This is a genomic window from Synechococcales cyanobacterium CNB (assembly GCA_030263455.1).
Taxonomy (GTDB): Bacteria; Planctomycetota; Phycisphaerae; order Phycisphaerales; family UBA1924; genus CAADGN01.
The window spans coordinates 48,579-67,730 of record SZOZ01000008.1 but is presented as its reverse complement, the minus strand read 5'-3'; the positions used below and the strand labels follow the sequence as shown (position 1 = coordinate 67,730).

General features: G+C 70.3%; 17 protein-coding genes. 13 read left to right on the top strand and 4 right to left on the bottom strand.

Translation table 11 applies throughout. The features are described 5' to 3' along the window. Window positions 1-20: 20 nt before the first annotated feature. Window positions 21-563: a hypothetical protein gene (locus tag FBT69_09140; protein ID MDL1904958.1), complete on the bottom strand. Its 543-nt coding sequence runs from the start codon at window positions 561-563 to the stop codon at window positions 21-23. 281 nt (window positions 564-844) lie between these two features. Between FBT69_09140 and FBT69_09135 the strand changes: the two genes are divergently transcribed. After that, entirely contained in the window at window positions 845-2,941 is a 2,097-nt protein-coding gene (locus FBT69_09135) for a hypothetical protein (protein ID MDL1904957.1), read from the top strand. Window positions 2,942-3,032: 91 nt separating this feature from the next. Beyond that, a complete protein-coding gene (locus FBT69_09130) occupies window positions 3,033-4,352 on the top strand; it encodes a hypothetical protein (GenBank protein MDL1904956.1) in 1,320 nt (439 codons plus the stop codon). A gap of 91 nt (window positions 4,353-4,443) precedes the next feature. On the opposite strand, the gene ispG is transcribed toward FBT69_09130, so the two are convergent. After that, window positions 4,444-5,736 (bottom strand): flavodoxin-dependent (E)-4-hydroxy-3-methylbut-2-enyl-diphosphate synthase, encoded by a 1,293-nt coding sequence (ispG, locus tag FBT69_09125; GenBank protein ID MDL1904955.1) that lies wholly within the window; start codon window positions 5,734-5,736, stop codon window positions 4,444-4,446. Between the two features lie 240 nt (window positions 5,737-5,976). Here ispG and FBT69_09120 point away from each other — a divergent pair, with 240 nt between their 5' ends. From FBT69_09120 to obgE, 4 genes are all read left to right on the top strand, one after another. Further along, window positions 5,977-6,363, top strand: coding sequence for a GNAT family N-acetyltransferase (locus FBT69_09120; GenBank protein MDL1904954.1), 387 nt, complete (start codon window positions 5,977-5,979; stop codon window positions 6,361-6,363). Between the two features lie 66 nt (window positions 6,364-6,429). Further along, entirely contained in the window at window positions 6,430-6,891 is a 462-nt protein-coding gene (locus FBT69_09115; protein ID MDL1904953.1) for a transcriptional repressor, read from the top strand. Window positions 6,892-7,006: 115 nt separating this feature from the next. Then, complete coding sequence (locus tag FBT69_09110; protein MDL1904952.1) at window positions 7,007-7,393, top strand: PilZ domain-containing protein; 387 nt, start codon at window positions 7,007-7,009, stop codon at window positions 7,391-7,393. A gap of 22 nt (window positions 7,394-7,415) precedes the next feature. Beyond that, a complete protein-coding gene (gene obgE / locus FBT69_09105; GenBank protein MDL1904951.1) occupies window positions 7,416-8,447 on the top strand; it encodes a GTPase ObgE in 1,032 nt (343 codons plus the stop codon). Here the strand turns inward: obgE and FBT69_09100 are convergent. Both FBT69_09100 and FBT69_09095 read right to left on the bottom strand, forming a co-directional pair. Beyond that, window positions 8,428-9,078: a TlyA family RNA methyltransferase gene (locus FBT69_09100; protein MDL1904950.1), complete on the bottom strand. Its 651-nt coding sequence runs from the start codon at window positions 9,076-9,078 to the stop codon at window positions 8,428-8,430. The genes obgE and FBT69_09100 overlap by 20 nt on opposite strands. Before the next feature lies 1 nt (window position 9,079). After that, on the bottom strand, window positions 9,080-10,153 hold the full coding sequence (locus FBT69_09095) for an LpxI family protein (GenBank protein MDL1904949.1): 1,074 nt from the start codon (window positions 10,151-10,153) through the stop codon (window positions 9,080-9,082). Between the two features lie 234 nt (window positions 10,154-10,387). Between FBT69_09095 and FBT69_09090 the strand changes: the two genes are divergently transcribed. The 7 genes from FBT69_09090 (at window position 10,388) to FBT69_09060 (ending at window position 19,141) form a co-directional block, all read left to right on the top strand. Further along, window positions 10,388-10,948 (top strand): hypothetical protein, encoded by a 561-nt coding sequence (locus FBT69_09090; protein ID MDL1904948.1) that lies wholly within the window; start codon window positions 10,388-10,390, stop codon window positions 10,946-10,948. 14 nt (window positions 10,949-10,962) lie between these two features. Continuing rightward, window positions 10,963-11,922 carry a hypothetical protein gene (locus tag FBT69_09085; protein ID MDL1904947.1) on the top strand — a complete coding sequence of 320 codons (960 nt, stop codon included), beginning with the start codon at window positions 10,963-10,965 and terminating at the stop codon, window positions 11,920-11,922. A gap of 1,106 nt (window positions 11,923-13,028) precedes the next feature. Further along, the gene (locus FBT69_09080; GenBank protein ID MDL1904946.1) at window positions 13,029-13,526 is read left to right on the top strand and encodes an RDD family protein; all 498 of its coding nucleotides are present in this window, start codon (window positions 13,029-13,031) and stop codon (window positions 13,524-13,526) included. A gap of 180 nt (window positions 13,527-13,706) precedes the next feature. Further along, the gene (locus FBT69_09075; GenBank protein MDL1904945.1) at window positions 13,707-16,166 is read left to right on the top strand and encodes a tetratricopeptide repeat protein; all 2,460 of its coding nucleotides are present in this window, start codon (window positions 13,707-13,709) and stop codon (window positions 16,164-16,166) included. A 25-nt stretch (window positions 16,167-16,191) separates the two neighbouring features. Further along, window positions 16,192-16,680 carry a flagellar protein FlgN gene (locus FBT69_09070; protein MDL1904944.1) on the top strand — a complete coding sequence of 163 codons (489 nt, stop codon included), beginning with the start codon at window positions 16,192-16,194 and terminating at the stop codon, window positions 16,678-16,680. Between the two features lie 2 nt (window positions 16,681-16,682). After that, window positions 16,683-17,672, top strand: a complete 990-nt coding sequence (locus FBT69_09065; protein MDL1904943.1) for a hypothetical protein — start codon at window positions 16,683-16,685, stop codon at window positions 17,670-17,672. Next, a complete protein-coding gene (locus FBT69_09060; GenBank protein MDL1904942.1) occupies window positions 17,669-19,141 on the top strand; it encodes a sigma-54-dependent Fis family transcriptional regulator in 1,473 nt (490 codons plus the stop codon). The genes FBT69_09065 and FBT69_09060 overlap by 4 nt, the downstream gene beginning before the upstream one ends. Window positions 19,142-19,152: the final 11 nt, after the last annotated feature.

Here is a 19,152-nt window from a genome sequence, read left to right as displayed (position 1 = left end):
CCAAGCCGAAAGCCGCTCGCTCACGCGTGCTCGAAGATCGTCTGCGTTCGCAGCACCACGCCCCCTGTGGCCAACAGGTGGTACGACTGGGCGTGCACCTCGCGGCTGAATCGCTGGATGTCGAGGATCGAGAGGCATGGGCCGGCGACGTCCGTCCAGCGGTGAACCAGAGCACGCGCCTCGCGCGCGAACTCCACCAGCTCCTCGAACGTGGCCAGGTACAGGTTCTCGCTCAGCGTCTCGGTCTGCACCGTCGTCATGTAGTTCACCGGCGTGTCGCGGAACTTGTGATCGAAGTCCCGCTCACCGGCGCAGAAGAACGCCGTCACCACGCCCGCCGTCGGCAGGCTGTGCTCCTCGTCCGTCACAAGCTCGCACGCGCACACCGGCCCGTGCTCGAAGCGCAGCAGGTGCGCGCCCCCCATCAGCCAGCCCTCGAACTCGTACGCCCCGTGCTTGACGACCTTCCGACCCTTGAGCTGAAACAGTTCAGGGTGCAGCGCCCGGTCATAGAGAACCACCTGGTACGATTGGAGACTGCTCGGATTCGTCTGCGTGTCCATGCGTGCTCCTGGATTCGAGCGTCCCGGCCTCGGCCGAACGCCACCGTCGCGGCCGCCCGGACTCCGTCCCGGCGACCCTCCCGGTCCCCACGTGAGGTAGCAGCGACTGTAGGCCGAGGGTGCGTGCTGTCGTCCGTTCCCGGCGCCAACCCCAGCCAGCCTTGGCAGGCCCCCACATGCGGCCCAAGATATTGACTCATCCGCCCCGTGTCCACAATGACTAGCATGTTTTGGGCGACTTTTTCGGACCCAGGGGGGGGAACCCCGCGAGGGACACGCGAATGGCCGGCTTCGCCGCCCGTGTCGATGCGTTGCGCAAACTCCCCCCGGGGCGGAGGTTGGGAGCGATCGCTCAGGCCGTCCGTGATGCCCCGGACGAAGACGTCGAGACCCTCGGGACGGAACTCATCGAACTCGCCCTGATCCCCGAGCGGGCCTCGTCGGCGCGACGAGAGGTGGCCGACGCGGCGCTGGTCGAGGTCGCGCGCACTTGGCGGCGCTTCGGGCCGTGCCTGCGCAGGATCACCCTCGCTGCCGGCCGCGGCCGATGGGAAGATGCGCTCCGCGTGGTCGTTGCGGACAGCGATCCTGCCGCCCGCTATGCCGCGGTCCGCGTTGCGCAGGAGTCCGGCGACCCCGTCCTCGCGCCACTGCTCGCCGACATGCTGGCCGATCCGGACCGGCGCATCGCCGCCGCCGCGGGCGCGGGGCTGCTGCGGCTCTGCGCGCGCGCGTCCGGTGTCGAGTCTCGTGCGCTCCTCGGCTCCGATGCGCCCTCCGACGTGCTGGCCAAGCCCATGGACCCGGGCGCGCCGGACGCCGCGGACGCCGCCGATGAACTCGCCGGGATCGTCGCGCGGTGCATGGCCGGCGCATCGATCCGACGCACACGCCAACTCGCGCTCTGCGCGATGGTCTTGCTCCCTCGCCCCTTCGAGGCGGACCAACTCGGACCGGGGCGTGCCCGTCTCGCCTCCGAGCTGCGTTCGAGCGACGACCACGCGGGCGTGCGAGCGGCGCTCCGCCGTTCCGATTCGGCCGTTGCGCGACGGCTCGCCCTGTGGTGGCTCGCGGATCGCGCGGTCGCGCCGGCCGCCCTCGAACGCCTCGGCAGGGCGGAGTCGATCGCCGAACACGAGGCCGTGCTGCGCGCCTGGCACCTCCTGGCCAGGCCGGCTCGCCGGCACCGTGTGCGCCGGATGCAGGTCCGCACTCGTCCCGTCGAGGGCGCGACTGACCCCCGCTCCCGCCTCGTGGCGTCGGGCGGCCCGCTGCCGGACGGCGCGACCCTCTGCCGCCTCTCCGCCCAGGCGAGAACGGGCCTGCCAGCCCTCGTCGAGGCGTTGGCACTCGACGAAGCGACGCGCTCCGCCGCGCTCGGCCCGCTCGTCACCGATCCGGAGCCGTCGGTTCGCTTCGCCGCGGCGCGGGCCGCGTCCGCAGCCGAACTCCCCGACTACTGCCTCGACCCCGACCCGATCGTCGCCCGCACCGCGACCCTCCTCTGGTCCGCAGTCGGCGGGGTGCCGAGCGGGCCGAGACCGTCCGATGCGGCACGCCGCAGGTTTGCCGGTCGGCTCTGCCTCTCCCCGCACCGATGCGTGCGACTCATCGCCGAGGCCGACCGCGATCGCCTCGACCCGCTCGACCCCGACTCCGCCGCCTCCCGGCTCGCGGCCCGCCGCCTGCTCGCCCTGAACCCCGACGAACTCGTCTCGATGCTGCGCGGGCTGCTCGTCCAGGCTGCCGAGGCGCCCAGACTCCGCGCGCTCGGCGTCGTACGCCGGTTCGGGCTGCACCGGCAAGTTGAGGATGCCCTGCTCACCCTCGCCGCTGGCGGCGCGGGCGCGACCGACCGCGAGGTCGCCACCGCCGTCGCCGCGCTCGGCGACGCCGGCGCGCCGCCAAACGCCGATGCAACGCTCCGCTCCTGTCTCTCGCACTCGGACGATCGCGTGCGCGCGAACGCCGTCGAGGCGCTGGCGCGACGGATGCGCCGCGAGCGCACCGACTTCCCGGACCAGAAGTCGGCGCCCGGGGAGGCGCCGTCTGTCATCGAGTTCAAGGCCGACGGCCATCACCGCGTCCGCGCCAACGCCCTGCGCGCGATGCTCGCGCTCGGCGACAGCCAGGCGGCCGCAGGCGAACTCGTCGGCATGTTGCGCGACGAACGCCCCGGCCATCGGCTCGCCGCCGTCTGGCTCGCCTCGCGCGCGCTCACCATCGACGGGCGAACCTCCGTCGGCAGGCGGTGGACGGAACTCGCCTCGCAGGTCGTCCAGATGGCACGCGGCGAGAACGACGATCGCGTCCGACGCCGCGCCGCCGCCTGCGCGGCGAGGGTGAGAGGCATCGTCGCAGGGCGCGCGGGACGCTGAAGCCGGGGGTGGGCAGGCCGGCCTGCAACCCGACGGCGGAGAACCGGAACATCATGTGGCGGGTGACATCAGTGCCGACAGGGAGCGAGCGATGCGGATGAAGCGACTGGTCTGGATTGCGGGCGTCGTGGGGGTTGTCCTGGGACCGGCAGCCCTCGGCCAACAGGCCGAACGCGCCGCGAAATACATGCGCGTGCGAGACGACGCAGGCGGTCTTGCTTCGACCCTCGAACTCTCCGTGCGGACGCTGACGCGGCCAGGCTCACCCCTCGTCCACCTCGTCGGCGCGGTCCACGTCGCCGACCAGTCCTTCTACGATGACGTGCAGGCCTTTCTCGACGCCCAGGACCTCGTGCTCTACGAGGGCGTCGGCGGGGAGAGACCCTTCACCGGCGGCGACGCCGACGATGACGAAATCAACATCGAACGCACCGAGGCACGCCTCCGTGCCGCCGCCATGCTGCTCATCGCCGCAAGGCGCGAGTCCGGTTCGTACCCGCAAACCCTCGACGCCCTGGCGGAGAAACTGCCCGGCATCCACCCGTCCGTCGTCGAGCGGGCGATCGTGGACGCCTGGGGTACGCCGATCACCGCCAGCATCGGCGAGCACGGATTCCGGTTGATCAGTCTCGGCGCGGACCGCCAGCCGGGCGGCGAGGGCGCGGCCGCTGATCTCACCGTCGCAGTCGCGGCGGAGCGCGTCTCCGTCCGCCCCGACCTCCCGCGACTGCCCGGCATACAGCAGCAACTCGCAGACGCCCTCGGACTGGAGTTCCAGCTCCGCGGCATCGACTACGACCGCCGACACTGGCGAAACAGCGACATGTCCATCGAGCAGTTGCGGTCGGTGCTCACGGGCGGCGGTCAGGCCGGCGCCGAAGCAAACGAAGACAACGCCGGCGACGCTCCCGCGGCAGACCAGCGCACCGCCGCCGCCGCGAACCAGTTGTTCCGCGCCCTCTCCGGCGAGTCCATCATGTCGCGCATGGCCGGCGTGCTCCTCCGCTTCGTCGGTATGAACGAGGGCATGCGCGCCACCGCCAAACTCGCCATGCTCGAAATGGTCGCCCGCGCCGACGAAATCCTCGAAGCCCAGCTCGGCCAGGCCGGCAGGCTCCTCGAAGTCCTCATCGTCGATCGCAACACCGTCGTTCTCGACGACCTCCGACGACTGATGGATGAGCAGTCCGGCGTCGAGAGCGTCGCCGTTTTCTACGGCGCGGGCCACTTCCCCGACCTCGAACGCCGCATGGTCGAGGAGTTGGGCTTCGAGGTCGCCGGCGAGTTCTGGCTCCCCGCCATCACCGTCCGCCTCGACGAGGCCGGCATCGACCCCGAGCAGGCAGGCGCCATGCGAGCCATGGTCTCACGCATGTTGGACGCGCAGGCGAGGCCTCAGCGAGCACGCTGACCTCGACCATGACGACTCGTGCACATTCAGCAAGCCGCGACCGCAGCGTACCGCGACTCTAGGCGAGCGGCTGTAGTTCGTGCTTCCGCCCTCACGTCGTCCGGATCGTAATGGGTGTCGAGCGCACTCGCTCCGCCGCCATCTTCTCCCACCCGCTTCCGAGTTCCCCCAGCGGATCCGGCGGCACGATGCTGACCTTCTTTTCTCCCAGTCGCGCCTCACCCCGCCGCACTCGTTCCTGGAACCGCAGGCACTCATCGAGCAGCCGGGGCAGAATCTCCCCTTCCGGCAAGTTCGCCACCCGCTCGCCCTGCACGTAGATGATGCCCCGCCGGTCCCCTGCGAAGACCGCCACGTCCGCCCCCTCCGCCTCGCCAGGCCCGTTCACCACGCATCCCATCACCGCCACCTTGATCGGCAGTTCCACGCGCGCCGTCAGCGTCCGCCGAACCTCCTGAACCAGCGTGAACAGGTCCACCTGGATGCGCCCGCACGTCGGGCAGGCGATCAGCTCCGCACCCTTGCGCTCGCGGAGCCCCAGCGCGTAGAGCAGTTCCAGCCCATCCTCCACCTCGCCCACGTGGTCCGAGGCATACGAGATGCGGATCGTGTCCCCCACGCCGTTCGCCAGCAGCGTGCCCAGCGCGACCACCGAGCGGATGCACCCGGTCTCGCGCGGCCCCGCGTGCGTCACGCCCAGGTGCAGCGGATGGTCGAACCTGCGCGAAATCTCCGTGTACGCGTCGATGGTCAACGCCGCATCCATGCTCTTGGCGCTGATCACGATGTCGCGGAAGTCCTCCTCGTAGAAGACGTCGAGGTACTCCTCGAGCTTCGTCACCATGATGGCAAGCAGGTACCCGTGCTTCTGCTCGCTGAAGACCGCACCGAGTTCCTTCAGTCGCTTCTGTTTGTCGCGACGCTCAACGATCGAGCCTTCGTTCACGCCCACCCGGATCGGGACGCCCGCGGTCTTGCACGCCCGGATCACCTCCACCACCTGCGCACGCTCGTTGATGTTCCCGGGGTTCAGCCGGATCTTGTGCACGCCGGCCTCGACCGCCTCCAACGCCCGCTGAAAATGGAAATGCACGTCCGCCACGATCGGCACCGAGGTCCGCGCGAGAATCTCCGGCAGCGCAGCCGTGTCCTTCTTCTCCGGCACCGCGACCCGCACGATGTCCGCCCCGGCCGCGTGCAGCCTGTCGATCTCGGCCACGCAGGCGTCCACGTCGTGCGTGTACCCCGCCGTCATGGTCTGGACGGAGACCGGCGCGGGCGCGGTCGCCCGACCCGCCCAGTCCGGAAGCCCGCCGCCGATCTGCACGATGCCCGTGCGGCTGTCGCCGACGTACACAGGACGGGTTGGGCGTCGCGGGGTCATGGCGGGGGATGGTAGGGACGATGCCGAGTTGCTACGCTCGTGCCTCCCCGCTTCCGGGGCGTTCGACCCGGGGACTGCGCGTCACAGCAGCGCACCAGCCGGGCGTGGAGCGGCAGAACGGGGCAAGGGTGAGGCCGCGCTCTCATGATCCGGGTCAGGCGCATCACGACGGTCGATCCCCTCTACGAGCAGGAGTGCGCCCTGCGCGACGCCGTCCTGCTCCGTCCCATCGGGTATTCGATGGAGGCGTTCCGGCGCGATTTCGCCATCGACGACCGGGCCGAGCACTTCGTCGCCGTTTTCGACCATCCCTCCGGACCACGCGTGGTCGGCTGCGCCCTGCTCATCCCCGACTATCCCGAACCCGGCGTCGGCAAGCTGATGCAGATGGCCGTGGACCTCCAGCGCCAGGGCGAGGGGATCGGCCGCCGCCTCGTCGTCGAACTCGAACGCCGCGCCTTCGGCGAACTCGGCCTGCGCGAGGTCTTCTGCCACGCCCGCGACGACGCCATGGGCTTCTACAGCCGCCTCGGTTGGCGCATCGATGGCGAACAGTTCATGGAAGTCGGCGTCCCGCACCATCGCATGTGCCTGGCCCCCCCCGACGAGGAAGACGAGGGGGAATAGGCGGAGTTGGGACGACTTCGTGGCCCCGCTCGCCCGGTGCGCCAATGATTCCACACGAATCCAGGCATCCGGGCGGGGAAGGCGGTCGCGGTGCACGATCAGGCTGAGTGTGTTCGAGAAGTCTTCAGGCGGCACGGCCTGCGCTGCACACGCCAGCGCGAGGTGCTCTACGACGCCCTCGCCGCCTCACGCTCCCACCCCACGGCCGAGGAACTCTTCGACTCCGTCCGCAACGAGGACGAGAGCCTCAGCCTCGCCACCGTCTACAACACCCTCGAAGCATTCACGCAGGCAGGACTCTGCCGCCGCATCCCGTCGACCAACGGCAACGGACCCTGCCGATTCGACGCCGAGGTGCACCAGCACGTCCACCTCGCCTTGCCCGACGGCCGCGTCCTCGACGTGCCCGAGGAACTCGGCGAGAAACTCATGCGATGCTCCACCATCGGCGAGATCGCACGCCGCATGGGCCTCGACCTCTCAAAGGTCAGCGTGCAACTCGTGGTGCGGGAGAGGCCGGAGGCCTGATGCCCCGGGCCTGGGGCCGCGGGGGCGGGGTCTCGTGAAGTCCGCCCGTCGATGGGCCGATAGGAGGGGGGAGGGCGTGCGCCCGCGCGGCGTTGTGCGCTCCCGGGAGTCGGCCATGAAAAACTGCAACGGTGCGGAGCGGCGCCAGTTCGAGCGCATCGCGCTCAAGCCCATGTACACGCCCGTCAGCGTCCGCGTCGGCGAGACCGCCGCATGGCTCGAAGGCCATGCCTACGACGTCTCCGAGGGCGGCGTCCAACTCGAACTCGACGCGCCCATCGTCCCAGGCACACCCGTCGCCGTGCGCATCACTCTCCCATGCGCAGCCGGACGCGATGAACGCGATGTCTCCGCACTCGGCAACGTCGTCTGGACCGACGACGACGGCGTCGACGGGCCGGTGCGCATGGCCGTCGTCTTCTCGAAGTTCACCGAGCAGGACGGCCGCGAACGGCTCCGCCGCACCCTCGACGCCACCAGCGCGACCCGACGCGCCGCCTGAGCTTGCGGCGTACCCTTCCCGCGTGTTCATCGACGAAGCCGTCATCGAAGTCCGGGCCGGCAAGGGCGGCGACGGGTGCGTTTCCTTCCGACGGGCAAAGTATGTCCCCAAGGGCGGCCCCGACGGCGGCGACGGCGGCGACGGCGGCTCCGTCATCCTCGAAGTCGACGAAGGCCTCAACACCCTCCTCGACTTCCGCGGCACACACCACTGGTCAGCCCAGGACGGCGAGCCGGGCCACGGCAGCCAGATGTTCGGCAAGCGCGGCGAGGATCGCATCATCCGAATGCCCCCGGGCACCATGGTCTTCGACGCCGACACCGGCGAACTCCTCTGCGACCTGCGACCGGGAGACCGCGTCGTCATCGCCCGCGGCGGAAGGGGGGGGTACGGCAACGAGCATTTCAAGGGGCCGACCAACCAGACGCCCCGTAACGCCGAACCGGGCGAACCGGGCGAGCAACGAACCCTCCGCCTCGAACTCCGCCTCATGGCCGACGTGGGGCTGGTCGGCCTGCCCAACGCGGGCAAGAGCACGCTGCTCGCGGCCGTCACCCGAGCGACCCCGAAGATCGCCGATTATCCCTTCACCACCCTCGCGCCCCACCTGGGCATCGCGGAACTCGACGCCGAGCGCCGCATCGTCCTCGCCGACGTGCCCGGCCTGATCGAGGGCGCGGCGGACGGCGCGGGGCTGGGCCACGAGTTCCTGCGCCATCTCGGCCGCACGCGCGCGCTCGTCCACCTGGTGGACGCCCGACCGCTCGACGGCTCGAACCCGGTCGAGAACTACCGCACCGTCCGCGCCGAACTGCTCGCGTATTCACCCGCGCTCGCCGAGAAGCCCGAGGTCATCGCCCTGAACAAGATCGATCTGCTCCCGGAGGGGGGGGAACGCGATGAGGCCGTCCGTTCATTCCGCCGCGCGCTCCGCATCGAGACCGACGCCGAGATCGTCCCGGTCAGCGGCGCGGCCCGCCTCGGCCTGCGAGAACTGCTCGAGAAGGTCTGGGGCGTGCTGAAGGCCGAAGGAGTCAGGAAGGACGGGTGGTAACGAGCGCAAGCCACTCCGCGTTCCCGGCCCCTCCCTTGCCTCCGCCGCGGATCGGGCTGCGGGTGAGGGTGGCGACAGTGTGGCCCGCGCCGCGCAGCATCTCGACCACGGCGTTGGCGATCTTCTCGCCTTCGTCGTCGGGCAGCACGCCGCCGCGCGCCAGGCGCGAAAAGTCCGCCCGGTCGATCTCGTAGTGCGGCTTGATCAGCGTGACGATCCGCCCGCCCGCCCGCAGCCAGCGCAGCGCTGCCGGGATGGCGAGCGATTGCCGCGTCCACCCGAGATCGATCACCACCAGGTCCACGCCGCCCGGCGTCGGCTCCGCGTGCAGTGCATTCGTCCGCTCCATGACCACGACGCGCGGGTCGTTGCGGAGTTTCCACGCCAGTTGGCCGTAGGCCGTGTCCACGGCGTACACGCGCGCAGCGCCCGCTTGCAGCAGGCAATCCGTGAACCCACCGGTCGAGGCGCCGAGGTCGGCGCACACGAGACCCGCAACGTCGAGGCCGAAGTGGTCCAGGGCGTGCCGCAGTTTCTCGCCGCCGCGCGAGACATACCTCGACGGGGCCTCAAACGCCCCGCCCCGATCTCGATGCCCTGATGCCCCGGTGACTTGATCCTTCTCCCCCACGTCACACCCCGACGGCGGTGCCGGCCGGGGCGACGTAGATGCCCGATTTCGGGGCGGAAACGATCGTCGGAACGCGGTGAGCCGTCGGAACGCCCACCACCGCGATGCCCAGTTCGTCGGCGCGCCGGATCATCTGGTCCTTGTCGAGCATGATGACGTCGCCCGCCGCGACCGCAAGGCACCGCCCCCCGGCCTCGTGCAGCAGTTCGATCGTCCGCACGCCGACCGTCGGCACGTCCGAGCGCCGGTCGTGCCCCGCCCGCGCGCCCTTGCACAGCGTCCATCCCTTTGCTCGGCACAGTTGCCCCGCACGCTCGATCATCCGGTCCGTACCCTCAACCGCCTCGACCGCGATCACGTCACGCTCACGCACCGCGATCGCCTGCCCAACGTCCAGCCTGAGCATCTGCATCAGCAGCGGCCACACGAAGTCGATGTCCGCCGCCTGCTCGGCCGTCGGTCTCCGCCGCGTCATCACGCCCGCCGTTGAGAGTTGATCCGGGATCGGAGCGGTCGAATCCATCAGCGAGACTCCCCAGTGTTCGAGTTCCTCCGCGATCGCGGTCAGCACCGCGCTCGACCTTCGGTCGTGCCGAAGGTGCCGGAACCACGCGACCGCCGTGCGCCAGTCGGGCACGTACCGGAGGATGCGGAGCGGGTCGTGCATCAGCCGCGCCTTGTCCACACGCCCGACCATGATCGCGTGATGCACGCCGATCTTGGCGAGCGTGCGTCCCCACGACCCGACGCGCAGCAGGCCGACCTCGCGGAAGGTCGCGCACAGCGGCGGCAGTGCGGCGTCGTACTGACGGGCCAGCCCCAGGCCATGGACCGGGTGCCCGGCCGCGCTCAGCCCCTGCGCCACCAAGATCGGCAGCCGCCCACCCCCCGCGATCAGGCCCACGGGCGTCGGCGGCGGGGGGGGATCAGGCAGGATGGTCAGGGAGGGGGGCATCGTGTCGTAAGGCCGGCCGGCCGATCGCAAGTCTAGCGGGTGAAGGGGCGTAGCGTCTCGGGCGGCTTCCACGCCGCTCAGCCCGTCTCCAGGCAACGGCCGATAGTTGTTTCGGCACATGGGGCCTGTCAGGACCAACTCGGCACAAACCGGAGCCGTCGGAAGGCCCTGGCTCGGTGTACGTTTTGAATGCGCAGGCGCTTATGTGCGGGTCTACCGAAATCCCAACGCGACCACCTACCTCGCGCAGTGCCCCGCGTGCGGCCGAAGCGTGCGGTTTCGCGTCGGCCCAGGGGGGACCACCGAGCGCTTCTTCACCGTGAACTGCGGGTCTCCCCGCTACACTCGGGGGCGATGAGCCTGCCGACCATTTCGATCCCAGAGGTGGGACGCCCCACCGGCCTTTGTGCCGCCACGGGACGCACCCTCCAGCCCGGCGAGCCATTCGTCGGCGTCCTTGCAGAGGACGTTACGACGGAGGCCGTCCAGCGCTTCGACTTCGGCGCGTCCGCCTGGACCGCCGGGGCAAGACCACCAGCGCCGTGGCGGGTCGTCGCGCACTGGCGTTCGATCGTGCGCATCTCGGATGCCCCACGCCGAATGCTGGCCGACGACGACGAGTTGCTCGACATTCTCGACCAGTCCGAGCGTGAGCAAGACCCGGCACAGACCGCGTTCCGATACCTGCTGGCCTTGATCCTGATCCGCCGTCGGCGTCTGCGGCTCGAAGGAAGCAGGAGCCTCGGCGACGGCCGAGCCGTCCTTCTCGTGCGCCGCAAGGACGATCGCCCGACGCCCAGCGGCGAGTACGCCGCCCCTCCGACCGAGATCACCGATCCGGGGATGGACCGCGAGGCGATGTCCGCCGGGATGCGCCTGCTCGACCGCATCATGGCCGGCAGCGAGAACCGCTAGATCGGAAACACGACGTGGCACAGCGGCACAGCGGCAGAGTGGCGGAGTGCGCGTCGTGGAGCGCCGCTGCCATGCTGCTCTGTCTCCTCTGCCTGCTCGGCGGCTGTGCCACCAACAGCGAAACCCAGCGCATCGAACGCGGGCCGGCGCCTCGCTATGCAGACGTCGCCGTGCGCTACAACCAGACCGCCGATCGCCTTGATCGGGTCTGGTCGCGGATCACGGTGTCCGTGCGCTCACCGACCGGCAAGGGCGGGCGCGAGACCGTCGAGCAGGCCGAGGGACACCTCCTCATCCGCAGGCCGAACGACCTCGCCCTGAGCGTGAACAAACTCGGCGAGACCTACTTCTACCTCGGCTCAAACGAGGGCTTCTACTGGTGGATCGACCTCACCGATCGAAGCCGCCGGTACGCGCTCGTCGGACTGCACGACCTGGCGACACCGGAGACCTCGCTCGAGTTCGGGGTTCCCGTGCACCCGCGCGAACTCGTCGAACTCTTCGCCATTACGCCTCTCCCAATGCCCGAGGCCCCGGGCGTGGGGCCCGCCGCCCCGCCGGGCTGGACGCGATGGTCAGACGATGGTCGCCTGCTCGGGGTCATCCTCCCCTCACGCTGGGGCACCCGTCGCATGTGGCTCGACCCGGACACCTACGAAGCCGCGATGGTCGAACTCCTCGGCGAAGACGGCGAGCCGATCGCCGTCTCGACGCTCTCACGCTACGACTACGTCCCCGTGCGCGGCGACGGCCGCGTCGGACCACGCATGGCCATGATGATCCGCGTCGACGTCCCCGACGCCGAGACAACGATCACACTCCGCCTCTTCGAGCCGGAGAACCGCGAGGTCAGCGACCGCGCATTCGACCTCGAACGCCTCCTCCGCGATTTCCGCGTCGCCGAGGTCTTCTCACTCGACGAACGCCCCGACACCAACGAGCAACCGAGCGAAGCAGACGGAGTGGCAGAGTGATCGGGCAGCACGCCGGCGGCCCCGTTCGTGGACCGTGCCGCGAACGAGTGCCGGTCGACTTCTTTTACTTCCTCACCCCGTCACTCCGTCACTTCGTCACGCTCTCGCTGCTCCTGCTCCTCGCAGCTCCAGCCCTCGCCCAGCACGGCTGGGCCGTCGCCACGCACCCGGGGACCGGCGGTCCCGCGCTCGTCCACCTGCCCCCACGCGACGACGCAGGGGGGGGCGACGGTTCCTACCGCATGGTGACGGAGCTGCACGCCGCACCGGAGCGCATCGCGGCGTGGGACAACCGGGCCTACATGGTCTTTCCCCCCGCCGCCGGCGTGCGCGTCCGCCTCGTCCGCTCCGTCTCCGCCGTTCGTTCGGGCCTCGGCGGGCTGTGGGCCTACGAGCCGCTCGGTCGGCTCGACCCGCACCACTCCCTGCCCGGCGAAGGGTCGCTCGCCGCCGTTGTCGGCACCCCCAGGGGACCGGTCGCGCTCATCGTCGGAGCCGACGGCGTGACGCTCCTGCGCCTCTCGCCCGCCGGCTGGGAGAGCATCGCCCCGCCCGACGACCTCCAACCACTCGGAGCAGGCTCGCGTCTCGGCATGGCGTGGAACAATCGAGGCCTCTGGATCGTCGCCCTGCGGCACGACACCGCCTCCCTCTGGCTCCTCGCACCGAACCCCGACGCCGAAACCGAGTGGCAGCGCCGCACGATCCACGATCCTCCCGCGGTCGCCCCCGGCTCGCGCGTCGAGTTCATCGGCTCCGGCCCGCACCTGGCGATGGTCGTCTGCTCGGGCGCTCGCGCCGAAGCCTTCGGCGTCGAGGAGGACGGACCCGTCGAGCTTGCAAGGGTCGTCCGCGAGGGGGGGGCCTGGACCGTTTCGCCCTCCGATGTCTCCGGACGCATCGCGCTTCTCTGGCGCGAGTCGGTCATCGAAAGCGACGATCGCGCACGTGCTCGCGCCACGGTCGAGATCGCCGAGGTCTCCATCGCCACCGGCGCGGTCCTCTATCGCGGCCCGATGCGCCCCTCGCGCCCGGTCAGTTCGGGCGACTTCCGCCTTCTCGCCGTCGTTCTCCTCGGCGTCATGGTCGTCGTCATCACACTCCTCATGCGCCCCACCGGCGAGCCGGGCGTCGTCACGCTCCCGCCCGGCGTCGCTCTCGCGTCGCGCTCCAAGCGCCTCGCGGCATCGCTCGCCGACCTGCTTCTCGCCGCGGCTGCGGCCTCCATCATCACAGGCGCGCCCGTCGCCGAACTCCTCAGCCCCTTCACCCTCCTCGGCATCACCGGCAGCCCCGCCGAGCCGCTCGCCGTCCTCGCCATCGCCATCGTCCACGGCGCTGCGGGCGAGTGGCTCGGCGGCCTGACCCTCGGCAAGTGGCTCGTCGGCATCCGCGTCGTCCGCGCCAATCCCGACCGGCTCCTCCGCCCGGCCCTCTGGCGTGCCGCACTCCGCAACGCCTTCAAGTGGGTGCTCGCACCCTGGGCCTTGGTCGGCCTGATGACCCCGAACGCCCGACACAGGGGGGATCTGCTCGCGGGTACCGTCGTCGTTGAACCGATCCAGCAGCCGCCCGCGGAGACTGACGACGAGAGCACAAAGTGATCCCTTTGTAGGTTGAGAACAGGTCAAGTTTGCGCGTTCCAAGGCCCGATACATGCGCGATCGGGCTATCCCGTCACGGGGCGGGGTCTCCCCGTGGGGCCGGGCTTTCCAGGCCCAGTCTCCGCGGGGCGGGGCCTTCCAGGCCCCGTCTCAGGGAAGACAGGCCGAAGGAGTCGGCCTGTGGCTCTCGTGCCGGAGGACCGGGTGGAGCAGGATCAAGTTACCCCCGAGCGTTCAGGAACCGAGCGGCTTCGTGACGCACTCCGAGGCTCGTGGCAGGTCTGGCTCCTTGTCGTCGCCCTGCTCCTGCTCGCCGGCGGGATCGTGACCGCGGTCCTCCGGGCACCCGGCCCGCAACTCGGCGGACCCTTGACCGATGCCGAGACCCTGATCGCCCACGAGCGGCACGCCGAAGCTGTTACCCTCCTGAACCGCGAGGTCTACCCCCACCTCGGCGATGAGCAGGTCAGTGCCGCCGCCCACGCGCGCTATCACCTCCTCATGGCTCGCGCCCTCCACGGGGCACAGAAGGCCCTCGGCGCGGACGTCGAGCAGAACAACCGCAACATCGCCGCGGCGTACCTCGAAGCCGAGCGCTACGGCGCGGCCCTCGAACCGGGCGACGTCTACGCCCTTGCCGAGACGTATCTGAGCCTCGACGCTCCGGACGAGGCCCTCCGCCGCGCCGAAGCGTTGTCCGAGCATCAGTCCGATCTTCGCCGGCGGGTGATCCGGCGCGTTGTCGAGCGATCGCTCGAACGCGACCCCCCGGACCACGATCGCGCGGTACAACTCGTGTCGCGGCTGCTCGCCGAGCCGGACCTCCCGATCGAGGACCAGTTGTGGTGTCTCGCGCGGCAGGCGGAAGTCCGCATCGCGCAGGGGAGCCTGGAGGAGGCCGTCACGCGGCTCGTCCAGGCGATCGTGCGCCTGCGGGTCCGCGTCGCCGACTCGCCCGAACTCGGCGAACTCTACTATCTCCTCGGCGTGGGGCATTTCCGCCTGGGCGAGCTCGACGAAGCCGTCAAGCAGTTCGAGCGGGCGTCGTCGATGCTCAGCGGGCTGGACCTGCGCCGTGGTCGCGCGGAACTGCTGACCGCCGAGGCCGAGGCCGCGCGCGGCGACACCGCCTCCGCAAGAGACCGCTACGCCACTCTCGCCGGAGAGTGGGAACTCACGCCGCTTCTCGCGCCGGCTCTGCTCGGACTCGCCGAGACGCGCTGCACGCTCGGCGAGGACGCCGCCGCCCTCGAAACCTACGAGCGGCTCGTCGAAGCCGTGCGCCGCGCGCCCGACGGCGATCCCGCCCGATCTCGCGTAACCCAGAGCCTCCTCGCCCGCTACGGCGAGCGCTACTTCGGCGGCGACACCGCCGGCGCGATGCGCTACGCCCACCTCGCCGAGTCGCTCTACACCATCGACGAAGCCACCGCGGACGTGCTGCTCGCCCTGGCCGAGGCGCACCGTCGAGCCGCAGACGAGATCGAAGCCGCCGCCGGCGCCAGCGCGGACTTGGCGACACGCCGCCAGGCCCAGCAGCACCTCCTCAAGGCCGGCGGCTACTACGCCGAGCACATGAACCGCGTCGTCCTCGCAGACAACGACGCCTACGCACGCTCCCTCTGGCTCGCCGCCGATTCCTTCGACCGCGGCGGCGACCGTGAGCGGGCGATCCTCCGATTCCGCGAGTACGCCTCCGGCTTCCCCGACGACCCGCGACAGGCAGAGGCCCGCTTCAGGCTCGCACGCTGCTTCCAGGCGATGGGAGAGATCGCCGCCGCCGCCGATGAGTTCCGCTCGCTCATCAATGACAAGAGGGAGGCCAAGGGCGTCGGCCCCTGGGCGGACGCCGCCTATGTCCCCCTCGCGCAATCCCTCCTCGGCGACGCCGACCCGGACAACGACGCAGAGGCCGAGGAACTCCTCGTCGCCGTTGTCCACGGCGAACTGGGCGACTCCGAGTCCGCGGCCTACCGCGACGCGCTCATCGAGCTCGGGTCATACCTCTACAACGCGCGACGATACCGGGACGCCGTCGAACGCCTGGAAGAAGCCGCCCGCCGATTCCCCGACGATCCCGCCACGAACGCCGTCCGTTACCGCCTCGCGGACTCCTACCGCCTGCTCGCCGGCGAGATCGCCGAGGAAACCGCCCGCGAGGCCATGCCCAGCGTCCGCGCCCGCGAACTCGCCCGCCTGCGCGAGGACTACCTCTTCCGCGCCCTCGCCCTTTTCGAGGAGGCCCGCGCGGGGCTGGAGGCCGTCGAGCCGGGCCGCCGCACGATCGTGGACGAGGTCCAACTCCGCAACGCCTACCTCTATCTCGGCGATTGCGCCATGGAACTCGGCGAGTTCGAGAGCGCGATCCGCCACTACACCGCCGCGCGCGACCGCTACCCCCGCGACCCCGCCTCGCTCGTCGCGCTCGTGCAGATCGTCAACGCCCACATGGCAAAGGGAGAAGTGGAACTCGCGCGCACCAGCAACGAGCGAGCTCGCCGATTCTTCGAAAGCCTCCCCGACGAGGCATGGGACGACCCCTACCTCCCCATGTCGCGACAGGACTGGGAACGCTGGCTGAACTCGACCATGGAACTGGACCGCATGGCGACCGATCGCCGGTCCTCCGTCGGGCCGTAGGAGCACGGCAGGAAGAAGGTCACGGATGACCCCACGCCAAACAGAATGGGACAGCGGCCTCGACGGCGAACGCCTCGCCTCGCGCGTCGTCGAAGCCCTCGACCGGCAGCTCGCTCTCTTCCGCAGACTCGACTCCCTCAGCCGCTCCCAGCGCGAGGCCGTCGGCGCCGGCGACACCGACCGCCTGCTCGGCGTCCTCGGCGAACGACAGGAAGTCATCGAGCAACTCGAACGACTCGGCGAGCAACTCCGCCCCATCCGCCGCGGTTGGGACTCCATGCTCGAACGCCTCCCCATGAACCGACGCGACGAGGTCCGCGAGCGGCTCAACGCCCTCGCCGAACTCGCCGCCGCAATCGCCGCGCGCGACGACGCCGACCGGCAGGTCCTGGAGGAACGCCGAACGGCGATCGCGGGCGAAGTCACCACGCTCAGGCGAGCGCGCGGAGCGGCCGAGGCGTACGCAACGCCGGAACCCGCTGCCGCACCACGATTCCAGGACGTGGAGGGTTGAGCGTGACGACGGCGATCCAGGCCGAGCCAGGAGCCGCGGGGGGGGGGCGGAAGTCCGTGCCCGGAAACGCCCCGCCCCAGGCGCACGCCGCCGCGCCCCAGGCAGCGGGATCACTCGCGCCCGCAGACCTCGCCGAACTGCTCGCCGCGTTCAACGAGGTCACCGCGAAACTCCAGTCGTCGCACGATCGACTCCGCGACGAGGTGGCGAGGCTCAACCGCGAACTCAGCGAGGCCAACGGCGCGCTCGAACGGTCCCGCCGTCTCGCGGCGCTGGGCGAGATGGCCGCGGGCATCGCCCACGAGATACGCAATCCCCTCGGCGCGATCGGCCTCTACGCCCGATCGCTCGAGGAGGACCTCGCCGATCGCCCCGAGCAGCGCTGCGTCGCGGGGCGCATCTCCCGCGCGGTCCGCGGCCTGAACGCCGTCGTCCACGACGTCCTCGCCTTCGCCGGCGAGGTCCGACCCCGCTTCACCGACGCCGACGCGACCGACCTCCTCGCCCGCGCGCTCGAAGAATGCATCCCCCACGCCACGGGCGTGAGCATCCGGCGCGACGACCTCGCGAGCGCGCCCCCCGCTGTCCGTTGCGACCCCGAACTCATGCACCGTGCCCTCGTGAACGTCATCCGCAACGCCTGCGAAGCCATGGCGGATTCCGCCGCAGATCCGCGCGTCCTCGCCCTCGGCGTGCGACCCGCCCGCCTGCGCCCCGAGGGACGCGCCGACGCCGTCGCCCTCGTCGTCCGCGACACCGGCCCCGGAGTCGGTCCGGGCGTCGTCGAGCGCATGTTCAACCCCTTCTTCACCACCAGGCCCACCGGCACCGGCCTCGGGCTGGCGATCGTTCATCGAATCATCGACGCGCACGGCGGACGCGTCTCCGTGCGAAACAACGACCCTCCCCCCGGCGCCACCGTGGAACTCGTGGTGCCGGGTACGGCTTGCGAGGGATCAGCGAATCAAGCCAATCAGGAGCAGCGACAATGAGCACCATCCTCGTGGTTGACGACAAGGAAATGATGCGCGACAGCGTGGCTTCCACGCTCACGAGGGCCGGCTTCACTGTCGTCTGCGCCGCAGGCGGCCAAGAAGCCCTCGACCTCGTCGCCCGTCGCCGACCGGACGCCGTCCTCACCGACCTCCGCATGCCCGGCCTCTCAGGCCTCGAACTCCTCGAAGGCATCAGGAGCATCGACGACGACCTGCCCGTTGTCGTGATGACCGCCTTCGGCACCGTCGAGACCGCCGTACAGGCCATGAAACTCGGCGCGTTCGACTACGTCACCAAGCCCTTCGAGGGCGACGAACTCCTCATCGTCATCAAGCGCGCCGTCGCGCACGCCCGCGTCGTCCGCGAGAACGCCGTCCTCCGCGTCGGGGCGGCCTCAGCCCGCCAGGCAGACACCGTCGGCACGCCGCGCGGCCTCGCACGCCTCATCGGCTCCTCACACGCCATGCGCCGCGTCCGCCAGCAGGTCGAGGCTGTCGCGGGCTCCCAGGGCACCGTCCTCATCACCGGCGAGTCCGGTTCCGGCAAGGAAGTCGTCGCCAGAGCCATCCACGAACTCAGCGGACGCGCCGCCGGACCCTTCCTCGCCGTCAACTGCGCCGCGCTCAGCGAGTCACTCCTCGAAAGCGAACTCTTCGGCCACGAACGCGGCGCATTCACAGGCGCGGACAAACTCCGCAAGGGCAGGTTCGAACTCGCCGACGCCGGCACACTCCTCCTCGACGAAGTCTCCGAGGTCAGCCCCCAGGTCCAGGCCAAACTTCTCCGCGTCCTCCAGGAACGGGCCTTCGAGCGCGTCGGCTCCAGCGTCACCATCGGCGTCGACGTCCGCCTCGTCGCCACCAGCAACCGCGACCTCCCCCAGTCCGTCGCCGAAGGCGCCTTCCGGCAGGACCTCTTCTTCAGGCTGAACGTCCTCCCCATCCGCGTCCCCCCCCTGCGCGAGCGCCTCGAAGACGTCCCCGAACTCGCCTCGCACTTCTCCGCAGCCTTCGGCCGCCGAGAGTGCGGCAGGCCCATGCGCTTCGACGACGACGCCCTCGCCCTCCTCGCCCACTACGAGTGGCCCGGCAACGTGCGCGAACTCATGAACGTCTGCGAACGCGCCGTTGTCCTCCTCGCTGCTCGCGAACGAATGGGCGAGGAAATCGGAGGCAACATCGGCGCCGCTCTCGTCGAGCCGTGGCTCGGAAGCGCCATCCCCGCATCCGTCCCCCGCGGCGTGCCCATCTTTGAGCCAAAGCCCGCCCACGCCAACGGCCACCACGCCGTCACCACAGAAGAGCGAACCCTCGAGGAGATCGAGCGAGAGGTCATCGTCGGCACCCTCCGCCGATTCAACGGACACCGCCAGAAGACCGCACGCACTCTCGGCATCGGCGTCCGAACCCTTGGCCTCAAACTCAAGAAGTGGAAGGAAATGCAACTCGTCGAGGCAAGCCTGTGAGGGACACAGTC